Annotated in this window: 14 protein-coding genes and 1 pseudogene; 11 read left to right on the top strand and 4 right to left on the bottom strand. The window is 68.6% G+C overall.

From position 1 onward, the window contains the following. Position 1: 1 nt before the first annotated feature. The 7 genes from carB (at position 2) to metK (ending at position 8510) form a co-directional block, all read left to right on the top strand. A complete protein-coding gene (gene carB, locus A5650_RS05995) occupies positions 2-3349 on the top strand; it encodes a carbamoyl-phosphate synthase large subunit (protein ID WP_067287548.1) in 3348 nt (1115 codons plus the stop codon). Further along, positions 3346-4164, top strand: coding sequence for an orotidine-5'-phosphate decarboxylase (pyrF, locus tag A5650_RS05990; RefSeq protein ID WP_067287545.1), 819 nt, complete (start codon positions 3346-3348; stop codon positions 4162-4164). The genes carB and pyrF overlap by 4 nt, the downstream gene beginning before the upstream one ends. Positions 4165-4594: 430 nt before the next feature. Further along, positions 4595-4912: an integration host factor, actinobacterial type gene (gene mihF, locus A5650_RS05985; protein ID WP_003889986.1), complete on the top strand. Its 318-nt coding sequence runs from the start codon at positions 4595-4597 to the stop codon at positions 4910-4912. A 9-nt stretch (positions 4913-4921) separates the two neighbouring features. Then, positions 4922-5494, top strand: a complete 573-nt coding sequence (gene gmk / locus A5650_RS05980; RefSeq protein ID WP_067287541.1) for a guanylate kinase — start codon at positions 4922-4924, stop codon at positions 5492-5494. A 78-nt stretch (positions 5495-5572) separates the two neighbouring features. Beyond that, positions 5573-5890 (top strand): DNA-directed RNA polymerase subunit omega, encoded by a 318-nt coding sequence (rpoZ, locus tag A5650_RS05975; protein ID WP_067287537.1) that lies wholly within the window; start codon positions 5573-5575, stop codon positions 5888-5890. 31 nt (positions 5891-5921) lie between these two features. After that, entirely contained in the window at positions 5922-7172 is a 1251-nt protein-coding gene (coaBC, locus tag A5650_RS05970; RefSeq protein WP_067287534.1) for a bifunctional phosphopantothenoylcysteine decarboxylase/phosphopantothenate--cysteine ligase CoaBC, read from the top strand. A 129-nt stretch (positions 7173-7301) separates the two neighbouring features. After that, positions 7302-8510, top strand: a complete 1209-nt coding sequence (gene metK, locus A5650_RS05965) for a methionine adenosyltransferase (protein WP_067082757.1) — start codon at positions 7302-7304, stop codon at positions 8508-8510. A gap of 88 nt (positions 8511-8598) precedes the next feature. Here metK and A5650_RS05960 read toward each other — a convergent pair whose 3' ends face one another. From A5650_RS05960 to A5650_RS05955, 3 genes are read right to left on the bottom strand one after another with little or no spacing between them, the layout of a single operon-like run. Next, positions 8599-10080 carry a flavin-containing monooxygenase gene (locus A5650_RS05960; RefSeq protein WP_067287531.1) on the bottom strand — a complete coding sequence of 494 codons (1482 nt, stop codon included), beginning with the start codon at positions 10078-10080 and terminating at the stop codon, positions 8599-8601. A gap of 17 nt (positions 10081-10097) precedes the next feature. Further along, positions 10098-10220, bottom strand: coding sequence for a hypothetical protein (locus A5650_RS27500; RefSeq protein ID WP_286150359.1), 123 nt, complete (start codon positions 10218-10220; stop codon positions 10098-10100). A 46-nt stretch (positions 10221-10266) separates the two neighbouring features. After that, positions 10267-11214 carry an alpha/beta hydrolase gene (locus tag A5650_RS05955; protein ID WP_067287527.1) on the bottom strand — a complete coding sequence of 316 codons (948 nt, stop codon included), beginning with the start codon at positions 11212-11214 and terminating at the stop codon, positions 10267-10269. Here A5650_RS05955 and A5650_RS05950 point away from each other — a divergent pair. The 4 genes from A5650_RS05950 (at position 11213) to A5650_RS05935 (ending at position 17692) form a co-directional block, all read left to right on the top strand. Further along, the gene (locus A5650_RS05950) at positions 11213-11935 is read left to right on the top strand and encodes a lysoplasmalogenase (protein WP_067287524.1); all 723 of its coding nucleotides are present in this window, start codon (positions 11213-11215) and stop codon (positions 11933-11935) included. The two genes, A5650_RS05955 and A5650_RS05950, sit on opposite strands and share 2 nt — an antisense overlap. Positions 11936-12012: 77 nt before the next feature. Further along, positions 12013-13959 carry a primosomal protein N' gene (locus tag A5650_RS05945; RefSeq protein WP_197501798.1) on the top strand — a complete coding sequence of 649 codons (1947 nt, stop codon included), beginning with the start codon at positions 12013-12015 and terminating at the stop codon, positions 13957-13959. A gap of 32 nt (positions 13960-13991) precedes the next feature. Further along, on the top strand, positions 13992-15806 hold the full coding sequence (locus A5650_RS05940) for a DUF2207 domain-containing protein (protein ID WP_067287680.1): 1815 nt from the start codon (positions 13992-13994) through the stop codon (positions 15804-15806). Positions 15807-15916: 110 nt separating this feature from the next. Further along, positions 15917-17692: a DUF2207 domain-containing protein gene (locus A5650_RS05935; protein ID WP_067287517.1), complete on the top strand. Its 1776-nt coding sequence runs from the start codon at positions 15917-15919 to the stop codon at positions 17690-17692. Here the strand turns inward: A5650_RS05935 and A5650_RS27285 are convergent. Further along, positions 17673-17748 (bottom strand): annotated as a pseudogene (locus tag A5650_RS27285) (hypothetical protein); the annotation flags it as partial. The gene A5650_RS05935 and the pseudogene A5650_RS27285 overlap by 20 nt on opposite strands.

Here is a 17748-nt window from a genome sequence, read left to right as displayed (position 1 = left end):
GATGCCTAAGCGCAGCGACCTCAACCACATCCTGGTGATCGGCTCCGGGCCGATCGTGATCGGGCAGGCCGCGGAGTTCGACTACTCGGGGACCCAGGCGTGCCGGGTGTTGCGCGCCGAGGGGCTGCAGGTCAGCCTGATCAACTCCAACCCCGCGACGATCATGACCGACCCCGAATACGCCGACCACACCTACGTCGAGCCCATCACACCGGAGTTCGTCGAACGGGTGATCGTGCAGCAGGCCGAACGCGGCAACAAGATCGACGGCCTGCTCGCCACACTCGGCGGGCAGACGGCGCTCAACACCGCGGTCGCCCTGTCGGAGTCGGGGGCGCTGGCCAAGCACGGCGTAGAACTGATCGGCGCGGACTTCGAGGCCATCCAGCGCGGCGAGGACCGGCAGCGGTTCAAGGACATCGTCGCCAAGGTCGGCGGTGAATCCGCACGCTCGCGAGTCTGTTTCACGATGGACGAGGTCCGCGAGACGGTCGAGGACCTCGGCCTGCCGGTGGTGGTGCGCCCGTCGTTCACGATGGGCGGGCTCGGCTCGGGCATGGCGTACTCCGCCGAGGACGTCGACCGGATGGCCGGCGACGGGCTCGCGGCCTCCCCGAGCGCGAACGTGCTCATCGAGGAGTCGATCTTCGGCTGGAAGGAATACGAACTCGAGCTGATGCGCGACGGCCGCGACAATGTGGTCGTCGTCTGCTCGATCGAGAACTTCGACCCGATGGGTGTGCACACCGGCGACTCGGTCACCGTCGCCCCGGCCATGACGCTCACCGACCGCGAGTACCAGACCATGCGCGATCTGGGCATCGCGATCCTGCGCGAGGTCGGCGTCGACACCGGAGGCTGCAACATCCAGTTCGCAGTGAACCCCGCCGACGGCCGGCTGATCGTCATCGAGATGAACCCGCGGGTGTCGCGCTCGAGTGCATTGGCTTCCAAGGCAACCGGTTTCCCGATCGCCAAGATCGCCGCGAAGCTCGCGATCGGCTACACGCTCGACGAGATCGTCAACGACATCACCAAGGAGACGCCGGCCTGTTTCGAGCCGACGCTCGACTACGTCGTGGTCAAGGCGCCCCGCTTCGCGTTCGAGAAGTTCCCCGGCGCCGACGGCACGCTGACCACCACGATGAAGTCGGTCGGCGAGGCGATGTCGCTGGGCCGCAACTTCATCGAAGCGCTCGGCAAGGTGATGCGTTCGCTGGAGACCGGCCGCGCCGGGTTCTGGACCAAGTCCGACCCCGACGAGGACACGGTCACCGTCGACGAACTGCTGGCCCGACTGGGGACACCGTCGGACGGACGCGTCTATGACCTGGAACTCGCGCTGCGCAAGGGCGCATCCGTCGAGCAGGTCGCGAAGGCCTCCGGCGTCGACCCCTGGTTCGTCGAGCAGATCGCCGGGCTCGTCGGGTTGCGCGCCGAGATCGTCGACGCGCCCGTGCTCGACGCCGGGCTGTTGCGCCGCGCCAAGTACCACGGGCTGTCCGACCGCCAGATCGCCGCGCTGCGACCCGAACTCGCCGGCGAGGTCGGGGTGCGGGCACTGCGTCAGCGGCTGGGTATCCACCCGGTGTTCAAGACGGTCGATACCTGCGCGGCCGAATTCGAGGCCAAGACGCCGTACCACTACAGCAGCTACGAGCTCGACCCCGCGGCGGAGACGGAGGTCGCGCCGCAGACCGAGCGTCCAAAGGTGCTGATCCTCGGCTCGGGCCCCAACCGCATCGGGCAGGGCATCGAGTTCGACTACAGCTGCGTGCACGCCGCGACGACGCTGAGCCAGGCCGGTTTTGAGACGGTCATGGTCAACTGCAACCCCGAGACCGTGTCCACGGACTACGACACCGCCGACCGGCTCTACTTCGAACCGCTCACGTTCGAGGACGTGCTCGAGGTTTACTACGCCGAATCCGCTTCCGGCGCAGGCGGTCCCGGCGTGGTTGGTGTCATCGTGCAGCTCGGCGGGCAGACACCGCTCGGGCTGGCCGAACGCCTGCAGAACGCCGGCGTGCCGATCGTCGGGACCAGCCCCAAGGCGATTGACCTCGCCGAGGATCGCGGTGCTTTCGGGGAGGTGCTGACCAACGCGGGCTTGCCCGCGCCGAAGTTCGGCCTGGCCACCAGCTTCGACCAGGCGCGGCGCATCGCCGCCGACATCGGTTATCCCGTGCTGGTGCGGCCGTCCTACGTGCTCGGCGGTCGCGGCATGGAGATCGTCTACGACGACGAGACGTTGCAGGGCTACATCACCAGGGCCACCGAACTCTCGCCCGAACATCCGGTGCTGGTGGACCGGTTCCTCGAGGACGCCATCGAGATCGACGTCGACGCGCTGTGCGACGGATCCGAGGTGTACATCGGCGGCATCATGGAGCACATCGAAGAGGCCGGCATTCACTCCGGCGACTCGGCGTGCGCACTGCCTCCGGTGACGCTGGGCCGCAGCGACATCGAGGCCGTGCGGCGCGCCACTGAAGCGATCGCCCACGGTATCGGCGTGGTGGGCCTGCTCAACGTGCAGTACGCGCTGAAGGACGATGTGCTCTACGTCCTGGAGGCCAACCCCCGTGCAAGCCGGACCGTGCCGTTCGTCTCCAAGGCCACCGCGGTGCCGCTGGCCAAGGCATGTGCGCGGATCATGCTCGGTGCGACGATCGCCCAGCTGCGCGAGGAGGGGGTGCTGGCACGCAGCGGGGACGGCGCGGCCACCGCACGCAACGCTCCCGTGGCGGTCAAGGAAGCGGTCCTGCCGTTCAACCGATTCCGCAAACACGATGGCACGCAGATCGATTCACTGCTGGGCCCGGAGATGAAGTCGACGGGCGAGGTGATGGGAATCGACCACGACTTCGGCAGCGCCTTCGCCAAGAGCCAGACCGCCGCCTACGGATCGCTGCCCGTCGAGGGCACGGTGTTCGTGTCGGTGGCCAATCGCGACAAGCGTTCGCTGGTGTTCCCCGTCAAGCGGCTCGCGGATCTCGGGTTCCGGGTGCTGGCCACCGCGGGCACCGCGGAGATGTTGCGGCGCAACGGCATTCCATGTGAAGAGGTCCGCAAGCACTTCGAGGAGCCGAGCGAGGGCAGGCCTGCGTCGTCGGCCGTCGACCTCATCAAGGCGGGGGAGGTGGACATGGTGATCAACACCCCGTACGGCAACTCCGGTCCTCGTGTCGACGGCTACGAGATCCGCTCCGCGGCGGTGGCGAACAGCATCCCGTGTGTGACCACGGTGCAGGGAGCGTCGGCGGCGGTACAGGGCATCGAGGCCGGCATCCGCGGCGACATCGGCGTGATGTCGCTGCAGGAACTGCACAGCGTGCTGGGACCGTGACCGGTTTCGGTCCGCGGTTGGCCGACGCGGTGGCCCGGCGTGGACCGCTGTGTCTGGGCATCGATCCGCACCCGGACTTGATGCGGGCGTGGGGACTTACCACCGATGCCGACGGACTGCGCCGGTTCTGCGCCGCGTGCGTGACGGCGTTCGCCGACTTCGCGATCGTCAAACCGCAGGTGGCCTTCTTCGAGGCGTACGGCGCCGCCGGGTTCGCGGTGCTCGAACGCACCTTCGCCGCGCTTCGCGACGCGGGAGTGTTGGTGCTCGCCGACGCCAAACGGGGTGACATCGGGTCGACGATGGCCGCCTACGCCGACGCGTGGGCCGGTGATTCGCCGCTTGCGGCCGACGCGGTGACGGCGTCGCCGTACCTGGGCTTCGGCTCGCTGCAGCCGCTGATCGAGACGGCGGTCGTCAACGGCCGCGGGGTGTTCGTGCTCGCGGCCACGTCGAATCCGGAGGGCGCATCCGTGCAGCGCGCCGACACCGGCGGCCGCACCGTCGCGCAGTCGATCGTCGACGCCGCCGCGCAGGTCAACCGGTCGGCACAGGGCCGACCGGGTCCGATCGGCGTGGTGGTCGGCGCGACCCTGGCCGACCCGCCCGATGTCAGCGCGCTCGGGGGACCGGTGCTGGTTCCGGGCGTCGGTGCCCAGGGCGGGCGCCCCGAGGCGCTGGGCGGGCTCGGAGGGGCCCAATCCGGCCAGTTGTTGCCCGCGGTGTCCCGGGAGGTGCTGCGGGCCGGCCCGGACGTGGGTGCCCTGCGCTCCGCGGCCGAGGCGATGCGCGACGCCGTGGCCTACTTGGCGTGACGACGGCCGTCGGCGAAGCAACAAATGCAACGTCTGTCTCAGCTGTCACATATGTCACAAACGGCCAGTTCGCGACACGCCCGAAAGCGGATGACCAGCGAAAATTTTCTTTGGAGGCGCCGCCGGGCCGCCTGAGTGTGGCGCAGGTCACGCGCTGAACGGTCGAAAAGCGCCCCGATGCGAGCCGAATTGCCTTGATATGCAGGCGGTTCCGGCCGGGGAATGGGAGATTTCGTCGTTCCGGGCCGTCGGACGTGGCTGACACGCCCGGCGGACGACGGCCCGACACGCTGGGCTTTTGACGCCGTAACCAGGGGGTGGGGTTCGCTTTCGTCAGCCTGCGTGGGTACGGTCGTCGTCGCTGGCTGTTTCTGGGTTTTCCCTATCAGCCGAGGCAGTGAAAATTGATGGTGATGAGACGGAGGAACCCGTGGCCCTTCCCCAGTTGACCGACGAACAGCGCGCGGCCGCGTTGGAGAAGGCTGCCGCCGCACGTCGAGCCCGAGCCGAACTGAAGGACCGGCTCAAGCGCGGCGGCACCAACCTTAAGCAGGTGCTCAAGGATGCCGAGACCGACGAGGTCTTGGGCAAGATGAAGGTTTCGGCGCTTCTCGAGGCGTTGCCCAAGGTCGGCAAGGTCAAGGCGCAGGAGATCATGACCGAACTCGAGATCGCCCCGACCCGCCGTCTGCGTGGTCTCGGCGATCGTCAGCGCAAGGCGCTGCTGGAAAAGTTCGACCAGTCCTAGGCGCAGAAGTTGAGCGCCGGCCGAGGGGCCGGCCGGGTAGTCGTGCTGTCCGGCCCCTCAGCCGTCGGGAAGTCGACCGTCGTCCGCTGTCTGCGCGAACGCGTTCCCGACCTGCACTTCAGCGTCTCAGTCACCACCAGGGCTCCTCGCCCCGGTGAGGTCGACGGCGTTGACTACTCCTTTGTCACCCCGGATGAATTCAATCAGCTGATCGCCGACGGCGCCCTGCTCGAATGGGCGGAGATCCACGGTGGTCTACACCGCTCAGGAACCCCCGCCCGGCCCGTGCGCGAGGCGATCGCCGCAGGCAGGCCCGTCCTGATCGAGGTGGACCTGGCGGGCGCGCGGGCCGTCAAGAAGGCGATGCCCGAGGTTCTGTCGGTGTTCCTCGCCCCGCCGAGCTGGGAAGAGCTCCAGAACCGGCTGACCGGGCGCGGCACCGAGACTCCCGAGGCAATCGAGCGCCGGTTGGCCACCGCCCGGGCCGAACTCGCAGCGCAGGACGACTTCGACACCGTCGTCGTGAACAGTCAATTGGAGTCTGCCTGCGCCGAATTGGTATCCTTGCTGGTGGACCGCTGATAAGTACGCGCCGGCCTCGGCGCCGGACGGCCTGACAGCTATCTCGCATCCAGTCAAAACCGCCAGGAGATTTTTTACGTGAGCACCCCGCACGCCGACACGCAGCTGGCAGCTGTGGACGACCTCGACACGTCGGCCGTCAGCGCCTACGACACGCCGTTGGGCATCACCAACCCGCCCATCGACGAGTTGCTGGATCGCGCGTCGAGCAAGTATGCGCTGGTGATCTATGCCGCCAAGCGCGCACGCCAGATCAACGACTACTACAACCAGCTCGGCGACGGCATCCTCGAGTACGTCGGCCCGCTGGTTGAGCCGGGCCTGCAGGAGAAGCCGCTGTCGATCGCGCTGCGTGAGATTCACGCGGACCTGCTCGAGCACACCGAAGGCGAGTAGCAACACCGCGAGGCATAGGGGAGCGGCCGCCATGGAGCCCAAGCGGATCATCGTCGGCGTCGCCGGTGGTATCGCCGCCTACAAGGCGGCCACCGTGGTCAGACAGCTCACCGAGGCAGGCCACGATGTCCGCGTCGTACCCACCGAATCCGCACTCCGGTTCGTCGGCACCGCCACCTTCGAAGCCCTATCGGGTCATCCCGTGCACACGGGTGTCTGGGACGACGTGCACGAGGTGCCGCACGTGCGCTTCGGTCAGGAAGCCGATCTCGTCGTCGTCGCGCCCGCCACCGCCGATCTCCTGGCGCGTGCGGTCGCCGGCCGCGCGGACGACCTCTTGACCGCGACGCTGCTGACCGCGCGATGTCCGGTCCTGTTCGCCCCGGCGATGCACACCGAGATGTGGTTTCATCCGGCGACGGTGGAGAATGTCGCGACGCTGCGCCGTCGCGGTGCCGTCGTTCTCGAACCGGCCTCGGGCAGGTTGACCGGTTCCGACAGCGGTGCGGGCCGCCTGCCCGAAGCCGAAGAGATCACCACGCTGGCCCAGCTGCTGCTGACGCGGCCCGATGCGCTGCCCTACGACCTCGCGGGCGTCAAGGTGCTGGTCTCGGCGGGGGGGACGCGCGAGCCGATCGACCCGGTGCGGTTCATCGGCAACCGCAGCTCCGGCAAGCAGGGGTATGCGATGGCCCGGGTGATGGCCCAGCGCGGGGCCGACGTCACGTTGATCGCGGGCAACACCACGGGACTCATCGACCCGGCCGGTGTCGAAGTCGTGCACATCGGATCGGCCGCCCAACTCAAGGACGCCGTGTCCAAGCACGCCCCGGACGCGCATGTGCTGGTGATGGCGGCCGCGGTCGCCGACTTCCGGCCCACCCAGATGCAGACCAGCAAGATCAAGAAGTCCGCCGATCCGGACGCCGCCGCGCCGGTCATCGAATTGACCCGCACCGAGGACGTCCTGGCGGGCGCCGTGCGGGGCCGAGCCGACGGACAGTTGCCCAACATGCGGGCGATCGTGGGATTCGCTGCGGAGACCGGCGACGCCAACGGCGATGTGCTTCACCACGCACGTGCGAAGCTGCAGCGCAAGGGTTGCGATTTGCTCGTGGTCAATGCGGTGGGTGAGAATCGGGCGTTCGAAGTGGACAACAACGACGGCTGGCTGCTCGCGGCCGACGGCACGGAGTCCGCCTTGGAGCACGGCTCGAAAACCCTGATGGCCAGCCGTATCGTGGACGCGATCGTGGCCTTCCTGCAGAGCGGCGGCGGGTAGCACGAATCACGCATCTGGCTGCGTGAAATGCTTGCGCGCGACGAACGCACAGGCTTGGGTGCAACAGGGCACTTCTATAATTTGATGAACTAACTAACTCAAGTTGACTTGAGCGGGAAGGATCACACCGTGAGTGAAGCTCGGCTGTTCACCAGCGAGTCGGTAACCGAGGGCCACCCCGACAAGATCTGCGACGCGATCAGCGACTCGGTGCTCGACGCATTGCTCGCGGGCGATCCCAAGTCGCGGGTCGCGGTGGAGACGCTGGTGACGACGGGCCAGGTGCACGTCGTCGGTGAGGTGACGACCACGGCCAAGGAGGCCTTCGCCGACATCACGAACACGGTGCGCGAGCGCATCCTGGAGATCGGCTATGACTCCTCGGAGAAGGGCTTCGACGGCGAGACCTGCGGCGTCAACATCGGCATCGGCCGGCAGTCGCCGGATATCGCCCAAGGCGTCGACACCGCGCACGAGACCCGCGTCGGCGGGGCGGGCGACCCGCTCGACCTGCAGGGCGCTGGCGACCAGGGCCTGATGTTCGGCTACGCAATCAAGGACACGCCCGAGCTGATGCCACTGCCGATCGCGCTCGCGCACCGGTTGTCGCGGCGGCTGACCGAGGTCCGCAAGAGCGGCGTGCTGGACTACCTGCGGCCCGACGGCAAGACCCAGGTCACGGTGCAGTACGACGGCACGACGCCCGTGCGCCTTGACACCGTCGTCCTCTCGACGCAGCACGCGGCGGGCATCGACCTCGAGGGCACGCTGACCCCGGATATCCGCGAGAAGGTCGTCAACACCGTGCTGGCCGATCTGGGACACGACTCGATGGACACCTCGGACTTCCGACTGCTGGTGAACCCGACCGGCAAGTTCGTGCTCGGCGGCCCGATGGGGGACGCCGGCCTGACCGGCCGCAAGATCATCGTCGACACCTACGGCGGCTGGGCCCGTCACGGCGGCGGCGCCTTCTCGGGCAAGGATCCGTCCAAGGTGGACCGCTCGGCGGCGTACGCGATGCGCTGGGTGGCGAAGAACGTCGTCGCAGCGGGTCTGGCCGAGCGCGTCGAGGTCCAGGTGGCCTACGCGATCGGCAAGGCCGCTCCGGTCGGCCTGTTCGTCGAGACGTTCGGCAGCGAGACCGTCGACCCGGCCCGCATCGAGAAGGCCATCACGTCGGTCTTCGACCTGCGCCCCGGCGCGATCGTTCGCGATCTCGACCTGCTGCGCCCGATCTACGCGCAGACCGCCGCGTACGGCCACTTCGGTCGCACCGACGTCGAACTGCCGTGGGAGCAGCTGAACAAGGTCGAGGAGCTCAAGGCCTCCGTCTGACGAGCTAACGCCGAGCAGACGTGAAACTGCCCATTTCCACGCGAAATCGGGCAGTTTTGCGTCTGTCCGCGAGGAGAAGAGATCCCGCTCAGGAGCTGAACGCGTAGTCCCGCAGCGGGAAGCGGCGGCTGCGGTACAGGGCCTCGAGTGTGGTGGTAGGGCGCAGCGGCGCATCGCCGTTCTTGTCGAAGTAGTAGCTGTTGGCCAGCTGGCAGCTTTCCTGCCAGAAGATCTGGCGATGACGCTTGCGCATCATCTCCGCGAAGTAGCGGTCGTTGGCCTCCTGCGTCACCTCCACGCGGCGCGCGTTCTTGCGCCGGGCGTGCTTGAGGCAGCGCACGATGTGGTGGGTCTGGGTCTCGATCAGCGCGAAGTACGACGAGCCGACGTAGCCGTACGGGCCGAACACCGTGAAGAAGTTCGGGAAGCCCGGCACGCTCACGCCTTCGTAGGCCTGCAGTCGGTTCTCCTGCCAGTGTTGGCTCCACGACCGACCGCCCGAGCCGGTGACCGGATAGGTCGGCATGTCGTCGGCGTCCATCACCTTGAACCCGGTGGCCAGGATCAGCACGTCGACGTCGCGGGTCATACCGTCGGCGGTCGCCACACCCGAGCCGGTGATCTTGTCGATCGGCTCGGTGACCAACTCGACGTTGTCGCGGTTGTACGTCGACAGGTAGGTGTTGTGGAAGCCGGGCCGCTTACATCCGACCGCATAGCGCGGCGTGAGCTTGTCGCGGACCTCCGGGTCGTCGACCTCCTTGCGCAGATACGCCTCGCCGACCTTGGACATGTTCTTGGCCATCGGATTGATGGTGAAGTACTGCGCGGGCAGCGTGAACGTCAGCTCGACATAGGCCTGGCTGAGCAGCCGTTGCACGACGTGGCCGCCGGGCAGCCGCATCATCCGCCGCGCCGTCGGGGACAGCGGCACGTCGAACTTCGGAAAACACCAGATCGGCGTGCGCTGAAAAACGGTGAGTTGCTTGACGATCGGCGCGATCTCGGGGATCACCTGCACCGCCGACGCTCCGGTGCCGATGACCGCGACCCGCTTACCGGTCAGGTCCTGCTCGTGGTCCCAACGCGCGGTGTGCATCGTGACCCCGGCGAACGAGTCCACCCCGTCGATATCGGGCAGTTTCGGCGTGATCAGCACGCCGCACGCGTTGATCAAAAACCGCGCGGTGACGACCTCGCCGGAGTCGAGTTCGACCCGCCACATGCTGTGGTCGTCGTCGAACACGGCGCCGAGAACCTTGGTGTTGAAGCGGATCTTGGGACGCAGCCCGTACTTGTCGACGCAGTGCTCGGCGTACGCGCGCAACTCGTGTCCCGGCGCGTACGTGCGGGTCCACTCCGGACTCTGCTCGAAGGAGAACTGATATGAGAACGACGGAATGTCAACGGCGATACCGGGATACGTGTTCCAGTACCAGGTGCCGCCGGGACCCTCGCCGGCCTCGACGATCAGGTAGTCACCGAGTCCTGCCTTGTCGAGGTTGATCCCGGCGCCGATACCGGAGAAGCCGGCGCCGACGATGAGGGTGTCGTGATCGGGCACTGTCATAGGGCCTCCCGCGCTGCTCACGTCCCGCTCACGGTACCCCCATCGGTCAGCCGTCGCGACAACTCCCAAGCACTGCGCTCGACCCAGTTGGCGAGCAGTTTGCCGTCCTCGCCGACGGTGACGATCACGAAGTCGACCACGTAGTGGTCTGTCGCGGCCGGGTCGTGAGCGCGGCTGTCGTTGTGTTCACACGGCGTGTAAGGCGGTGCGCAGCGCCCGCAATCCCCGTTCGGCGGCCTCGGTCGCTGCGGGCACCACGCCCGCAAAACCGAGGTAGCCGTGGACGAGCGTCTCGGCGTTGTGCACTTCGACGGGAACGCCCGCGGCAAACAGCAACTCGGCGTACCGGGTGCCGTCGTCGCGCAACGGATCATGTCCCGCGACGGCGATGTAGGCCGGCGGCAGGCCGCGCAGATCCTTCGCGCGCGCGGGCGCCAGCGTCGCAGGCATGTCTGACAGGTCCATGTCGCCGATGTACCACCGCGAAATCCCGCCTATCGCAGCGAGATTCAGGATCGGCGCGTCGGCGTTCTCCGCGAACGACGGCAACGAGGTATCCCACGTCGTCGCCGGATACCACAGCAGCTGAAAGCGGATCGCGGGCCCGCTTTCGCGCGCCAGCTGCGCCACCACCGCGGCGAGGTTGCCGCCCGCCGAATCACCGGCCACCGCGAGCCGCGACGCGTCGACCCGCAACTCGTCGGCGTGTTCGGCCACCCACTGCGTCACCGCCCACACGTCGTCGACGGCGGCGGGGTAGGGGTGCTCGGGCGCGAGCCGGTAGTCGACCGAGACCACCACGGCATCGGCGTCGGCCGCGTGCCGTCGGGCCGTCCCGTCGTAGCTGTCGAGATCACCGACCGACCAGCCCCCGCCGTGGAAGAACAGCACGACCGGGGGCGGCGCCTCGGTTTCGGTCGGCGGCCGGTACACCCGCACCGGGATCGGGCCGCCGGGCCCGTCGACCGCGCGGTCCTCGGCGCGCATCTCGGGCAGGATCTCGATGCGGGGCAGCGCGTTGAAGCGCTCCCGCGCCGCCTGCGGACCGCCGTCGGTTGTCAACTGAAACGGGACCGCCTCCAGTACCTTCAGCAGAATGGCGTCGACAGCCGGCTTCTCTTCAGCGACAGACATGGAGACACCGTACGTTCACGCGCGCACCAGGATTCTGTGGGTGGCCGCTGCCGTCGTCGCTGCCTGCTACGGAGTGTTTCTGATCGTCACCGCGGTACGTGTTTCCGCCGGTGCCGAGCTCACCGGTCAGTTCACCTTGCAGCCCGCGGTCAAGGCCGCCGCGGCGGTGTTGTTGGCCGTGGCCGCGCTGACGCATCCGGTCACTCGCGAACGACGCTGGCTGGTGGCCGCGCTGCTGTTTTCAGCCGCGGGCGATTTCCTGCTGGCGCTGCCGTGGTGGGAGCCGTCGTTCGTGCTGGGGCTGGGCGCCTTCCTCTTCGCGCACCTGTGCTTCCTGGCCGCGCTGTGGCCGCTGGTAACCCGCTCGGCGCCGCGCCTGGCCGCGGCCGCGCTCACGGTCGCGGCCTGCCTGGCGCTGCTGGTGTGGTTCTGGTCGCGACTCGTCGCCGAGGGCATGGCCCTCCCGGTCACGCTGTACATCACCGTGCTCGGCGCGATGGTGTGTGCGGCGCTGATGGCGCGGCTGCCCACACCGTGGACGGCGTTGGGCGCGGTGTGCTTCGCGGTGTCGGACGCGATGATCGGGATCGGCAAGTTCGTACTAGGTTCCGAGGCCCTCGCAGTGCCGATCTGGTGGGTGTACGCGGCCTCGCTGATGCTCATCACCGCCGGGTTCTTCTTCGGCAGGGCGTCGGTGTCGTCTGCTATCACGTCTGCGTGACGGCACCCGACGGCCCGGCCCGCCCGGGCGCCACCCGACAGCCCGCCGAGCACGAACCGGTCGCGCGGGTACTGCCCATGCTGACGGTGCCGCACCTGGACCGCGAATTCGACTACCTGGTGTCGGCCGAGCAGTCCGACGACGCCCAGCCCGGCGTCCGTGTGCGGGTGCGGTTTCACGGACGGCTGGTCGATGCGTTCGTCCTGGAACGGCGGTCCGACACCGACCACGTCGGCAAGCTCGGCTGGCTGGATCGCGTGGTGTCACCGGAACCGGTGCTGACGCCAGACATTCGCCGGCTGGCCGACGCCGTGGCGGCCCGCTACGCCGGCACCCGCGCCGACGTCCTGCGGCTGGCCGTCCCGCCGCGCCACGCGCGCGTCGAGAAGCAGGACCCGCCGCAGCCGACGCAAGCCGAGCGCCGCCCGGTCGACACCGCGGCCTGGAACTCCTACGGCCGCGGGGAGCAATTCCTCGCGGCGCTGACCGGCGGACGCGCCGCCCGCGCGGTGTGGCAGGCGCTGCCCGGAGAGGCATGGGCCGATCGGCTGGCCGAAGCCGCGGCGGTGATGGTCAACGCGGGCCGGGGCGCGCTGGTGATCGTGCCGGATCAACGGGATATCGACGCCGTGCACGCCGCGGCGCTCGGACTGCTGCACGAGGGCCTGGTGGTGGCGTTGTCGGCCGGACTGGGCCCCGCACAACGGTATCGGCGCTGGCTGTCGGTGCTGCGCGGCAGCGCCCGGCTGGTGATCGGCACCCGCAGCGCGGTGTTCGCCCCGGTCGCCGACTTGGGTCTGGTGATGGTGTGGGACGACGGCGACGACACGCTCGCCGAACCGCGCGCGCCGTATCCACATGCGCGTGAGGTGGCCATGCTGCGCGCGCACCAACTCCGCTGCGCGGCGCTGATCGGCGGCTACGCCAGGACCGCCGAGGCGCAGGCGCTGGTGCGCAGCGGCTGGGCACACGATCTGGTGGCGCTGCGGCCCGCGGTGCGGGTGGCCTCGCCGCGCGTCGTCGCCCTCGAGGACAGCGGTTTCGAACAGGAGCGCGACCCGGCCGCACGGACGGCCCGGCTTCCGTCCATGGCGCTGCAGGCCGCGCGCAAGGCGCTGGAGTCCGGCGCCCCCGTGCTGGTGCAGGTGCCCCGGCGCGGCTACGTGCCCGCCCTCGCGTGTGCGCGCTGCCGGACCATCGCCCGATGCCGGCACTGCACCGGCCCTCTGTCGCTGCCCGACCGCGACGCCGCGGGCGCGGTGTGCCGGTGGTGCGGCCGCGCGCACGCGTCGCTGCGTTGCGCCCGCTGCGGCTCGGACGCGGTGCGGGCGGTCGTCGTCGGCGCCCGGCGCACCGCCGAGGAGCTAGGCCGCGCCTTCCCGGGTACGACGGTCATCACGTCCGGCGGCGACGCGATGGTCACCGAGGTGCCGCAGCGCGCCGCGGTCGTGGTGGCGACGCCCGGCGCCGAACCGGTGGCCGCGGGCGGTTACGGGGCCGCGCTGCTGCTGGACAGCTGGGCACTGCTCGGCCGCCAGGACCTGCGGGCAGCCGAGGACACCCTGCGCCGCTGGATGGCCGCTGGCGCCCTGGTGCGCAGCCGCGGCGAGGGCGGGGTGATCGCTGCCGTCGCCGAATCCGCGATCCCCACCGTGCAGGCGCTGATCCGCTGGGACCCCGTCGGGCACGCGGACGCCGAGGTGAACGCCCGCGCCGAAGTCGGCCTTCCGCCCGCCGTGCACATGGCCGCGATCGACGGGATACCCGAGGCGGTGCACGCGCTGCTCGACAGCGCCGACCTCCCCGATCTCGCCGAACAACTCGGACCGGTGGAACTGCCGGTCGGCGCTCGCCGTCCACCGGGCCTGCCGCCGGACGCGGCGGTGATCCGGATGCTGCTCCGGGTTCCGCGCGATACGGGCCTGGCCCTATCCTCGGCCCTGCGCCGGGCCACCGCCGTGCTCAGCGCCCGTCACGACCAACAGCCGGTCCGCGTCCAGATCGACCCGCTGCACATCGGGTGACCCGGACACCGACCTGGCGACAGGAGGTTCACGTGCGTCGGCGGCTCGTGTTGGTTATCAGCCTGCTGGCGTTGGCCTTTGGGGTGTTGTGGCCGGTGACACTCACCGGCGGCGACTTCGATGCCGCCCCCGCCGCCGATCCGGTCGTCATCACCCACTTCCACGCGGATTTCGTCATCGACGCCGACGGCCGGCTTGAGGCCGTCGAGACCATCACCGCGTCGTTTCCCGGCGACAGGCACGGAATCTTCCGCTATTGGGACGTCACCAACCGCAACGACACCCATGTGCGCCAGATACCCGAGATCGAATCGATCTCCCTGAACGGGAAAAGCGTTCCCTATCAGATGCTTTGGGAGGACGGTCGGCGCTTCCGCGTCGCCAGGATCGGCGACCCCGACCGCACGCTGAGCGGCGGCAAACAGGTCTTTGAGATCCGGTACTCCATCGACGGCGTCCTCGATCCGAATACCGCCGGCGCCCCTGCCGATTCGGTCTTCTACTGGAACGTGATCGCCCCTGCGTGGAACAACACGATCAACAACGCCGACATCTCGGTCGCCTTCCCCGGTGGGGTCCCCCGCGTGCAGTGTTCGGTCGGCTACGGCGTGGGGGCACCGTGCGAGAACCTGACGATCGACGGCACCAAGGTGCGACTGTCGGCCAGGCATCTGGCCCCGCGGACTCCGGTGACGATTCTTGCGGGCGTCGACGTGCCGACCCCCCCGCGCGCCACGGTCCCGTGGACACCCAGATGGGATGGCGTCCTCGGGCAGTCACTATCGAGTGTGTGGTGGATCGCGGCGTTCACCGCGGCGGCCGGCTTGGCGGGTCTGGCGTGGTATCGCAGCACCGTCGAACGACCGCCCGGGTTCCCGTTGCAGTACGCACCGCCAGAGGGTCTCGGCCCGGTTCAGACCGAGTACATCCGCACCGAGGCGGTGCCCAAACGGGCCCTCACCGCCACGCTGTTCCATCTCGCCGAACGCGGATTGGTCGAGTTGCGGCAGATGACCAACGGACACTGGCGTATTCGCGGTCAGGCCGAGCGCGTGGCCTGGCGCGACGTCGATCCGGTCAGCGTCGCCGTCGGGTCGGCGCTGAGGGTGACGAGCCCGGGCGAAGAGTTCGAAGCGAACGAGACCGCGCGATCCGGAGAAAAGCTCTCGAGGGCGAAGTCCGGCATGACCAAGGCCGTCGAAAAATGGGCCGACGGCACGCTGCTGGTCAAGGCGCGAAGCGAGTTGTGGGTGCGCGCGGCGAACGTGATCGCGTTGTTGCTCATCCCGTTCGGCGTGTTCCGTTGGGGGTTCCCCACCACGATGTGGGCATTGCCCTTCGGGGCGTTCTTCCTGCTGACGCTGGGGTCGTGGGCCGCGGGCGTGGGAACCCGCCGGACCGAGGCGGGCCGTGAACTGTGGTCGCGCGCGGGCGGTTTCCATCGCATGCTCACCACCGATTCGGCCGAGGCGCGGTTCGACTTCGGGGCCCGTAGCGACCGGTATTCGGCGTATGTTCCCTACGCGGTGGCCGCGGGCGCCGCGGCGGCGTGGGCGAAGAAATACGAGGCGGACACGGGTTCGGCTGCACCGCAACCGGATTGGTATCACACCACCTCCGCCACTGGCGCCGTCTACACCTACGGCGGTTCCGGTTTCGGGGGCTTCGATGGCTTCGATGGCTTCGACAGCTTCGAATCGGCGTTGTCGTCGTCGATCGGCGCCTACACGACATCCCAGTCGTCGAGCAGCACAAGCGGTGGTGGGTTCAGCGGTACCGGTTTCGGCGGCGGCTTCAGCGGCGGCGGCGGTTTCGGTGGCGGGGGGGGCGGGGGCGGCTCGTGGTGAGCCCCGCCCCGGCCGTCGAGAAGACGATCACCGGCGAGTTCACGTCGAAATCGCCACGTTGCACTTAGGGTGAACCGGAAAACCGGGGTCGCACGCAACAGGAGGTCCGCATGCGTCGGCTGTTCGCGTGGGTGTTCACGTTGCTGGTGTTGGCGTTTGCGGTGCTGTGGCCCCTGGTGTTCACCGCCGGCGACTCGAACGCACCTGCCGCCGACGACCCCGTCGTCATCACGAACTACAAGGTGGATTTCGTCGTCGACGGGCAGGGCCGCCTGAACGCCGTGGAGACCATAACCGCGGATTTCCCGACCAGCCGGCACGGGATCTTCCGGTACTGGGACGTGACCAACGCCAGCAGCCCTCGCGTCCGCCAGGTGCCGGACATCAAATCGATTCTGCTCGACGGCGACTCGGTGCCCTACGAGATGCTGTGGGAGGGCGACGAGCGGTTCCTGGTGGCCAAGATCGGCGACCCCGGCAGCTACCTCAGCTACGGCGAGCACGTGTACGAGATCCGCTACTCCGTCGACGGCGTCCTGGACCCCGGGACCACCGGAGCCGACCGCCGGTTCGCCAGCTCGACGGGCGAACCCGCCGACACGGGTTCGGTGTTCTTCTGGAACGTGATCGCGCCGGCCTGGAACAACAAGATCGAACGCGCCGACATCTCGGTTCGGCTGCCCGGAGACGTTCCCGCCGTGCAGTGTTCGGTCGGCTACGGCGTCGGCAGACCGTGTCAGGGTCTGACGACGACGGGGCACAGGGTCACGTTCTCGGCGCGCAACCTGCCGCCGCGGACGCCCGTGACGGTGCGCGCGAGCGTGGACGTACCGACGCCGCCACGAGTCGAGCTGCCGTGGAGCTACAAGTGGGATCGGGTGCTGGGACGGACGCTGACCGGAGTGCTGTGGGTCGCGGGGCTGACTGTCGCGTCCGGTCTGGCGGCCCTGCTGTGGTACCGCACCACGGTCGAACCGTCGCCGGGTTTCCCGCTGCAGTACGCGCCGCCCCAGGGGCTGGGCCCGGTGCAGACCGAGTACATCCGCACCGAGGCGGTGCCCAAACAGGCACTCACCGCGACGCTGTTCTACCTCGCGGAACGGGGTCTGATCGAACTCCGCCAGGTCAGCGTCCACCATTGGAAGATCCGCAGCATCGCCGAACACGGTGCGTGGGCCGACGTCGATCCGGTCAGCGTGACCGTCGGATCGGTGTTGAAGCTGTTGCATCCTGGCAGCGAGTTCGAGGCGAAGAAGACGGTCAAGTCGGGGCAGAAGCTCAACAAGGCCAAAACCGATCTGACCAAGGCCGTACAGAATTGGGCCTTCGACAACAAGCTGCTCGTCAAGCGCAGCAAGGAACTGTGGCTACGGACCGCGAACGCGATCGCGTTCCTGCTCATGCTGTGTGCCGTCTTCCGCTGGCTGTTCCCGACCACGATGTGGGCGTTGCCGTTCGCGGCGTTCTTCCTGCTGTCGATCGGATCGTGGGCCGCCGGCGTCGGCACACGGCGAACCGAGGCGGGTCGCGAACTATGGTCGCGTGCAGGGGGTTTCCACCGCATGTTGACCACCGATTCGGCCGAGGCGCGGTTCGACTTCGGCGCGCGCAAGGACCTCTACTCCGCCTACGTTCCGTTCGCGGTCGCGGCGGGCGCCGCGGCGCTGTGGGCCAAGAAGTACGAGATGGCGATGGGAACCCCGGCGCCACAACCGGATTGGTACCACTCGTCCTCATCCAGCGGGACGGGCTTCGTCGGCAGTTCCGGCGGAGCGAACTTCGACAGCTTCGAGTCGGCATTGTCGTCGTCGATCGGCGCGTACACCGCATCGCAGTCGTCCAGTGGCGGCGGCAGCAGCGGTGGTGGCGGGTCAACACCGCGATGACGTCGTGACGTGGCGATTCGATGAGTCGGCGCAGCGGCGGCAGGGCGGGTTCCGGG

Origin of the sequence: Mycobacterium sp. 1164985.4, from assembly GCF_001668575.1 — a bacterium.
GTDB lineage: Bacteria > Actinomycetota > Actinomycetes > Mycobacteriales > Mycobacteriaceae > Mycobacterium.
Note: the sequence above shows the minus strand (reverse complement) of the source record. Positions and strands in the feature narration are given on the sequence as shown.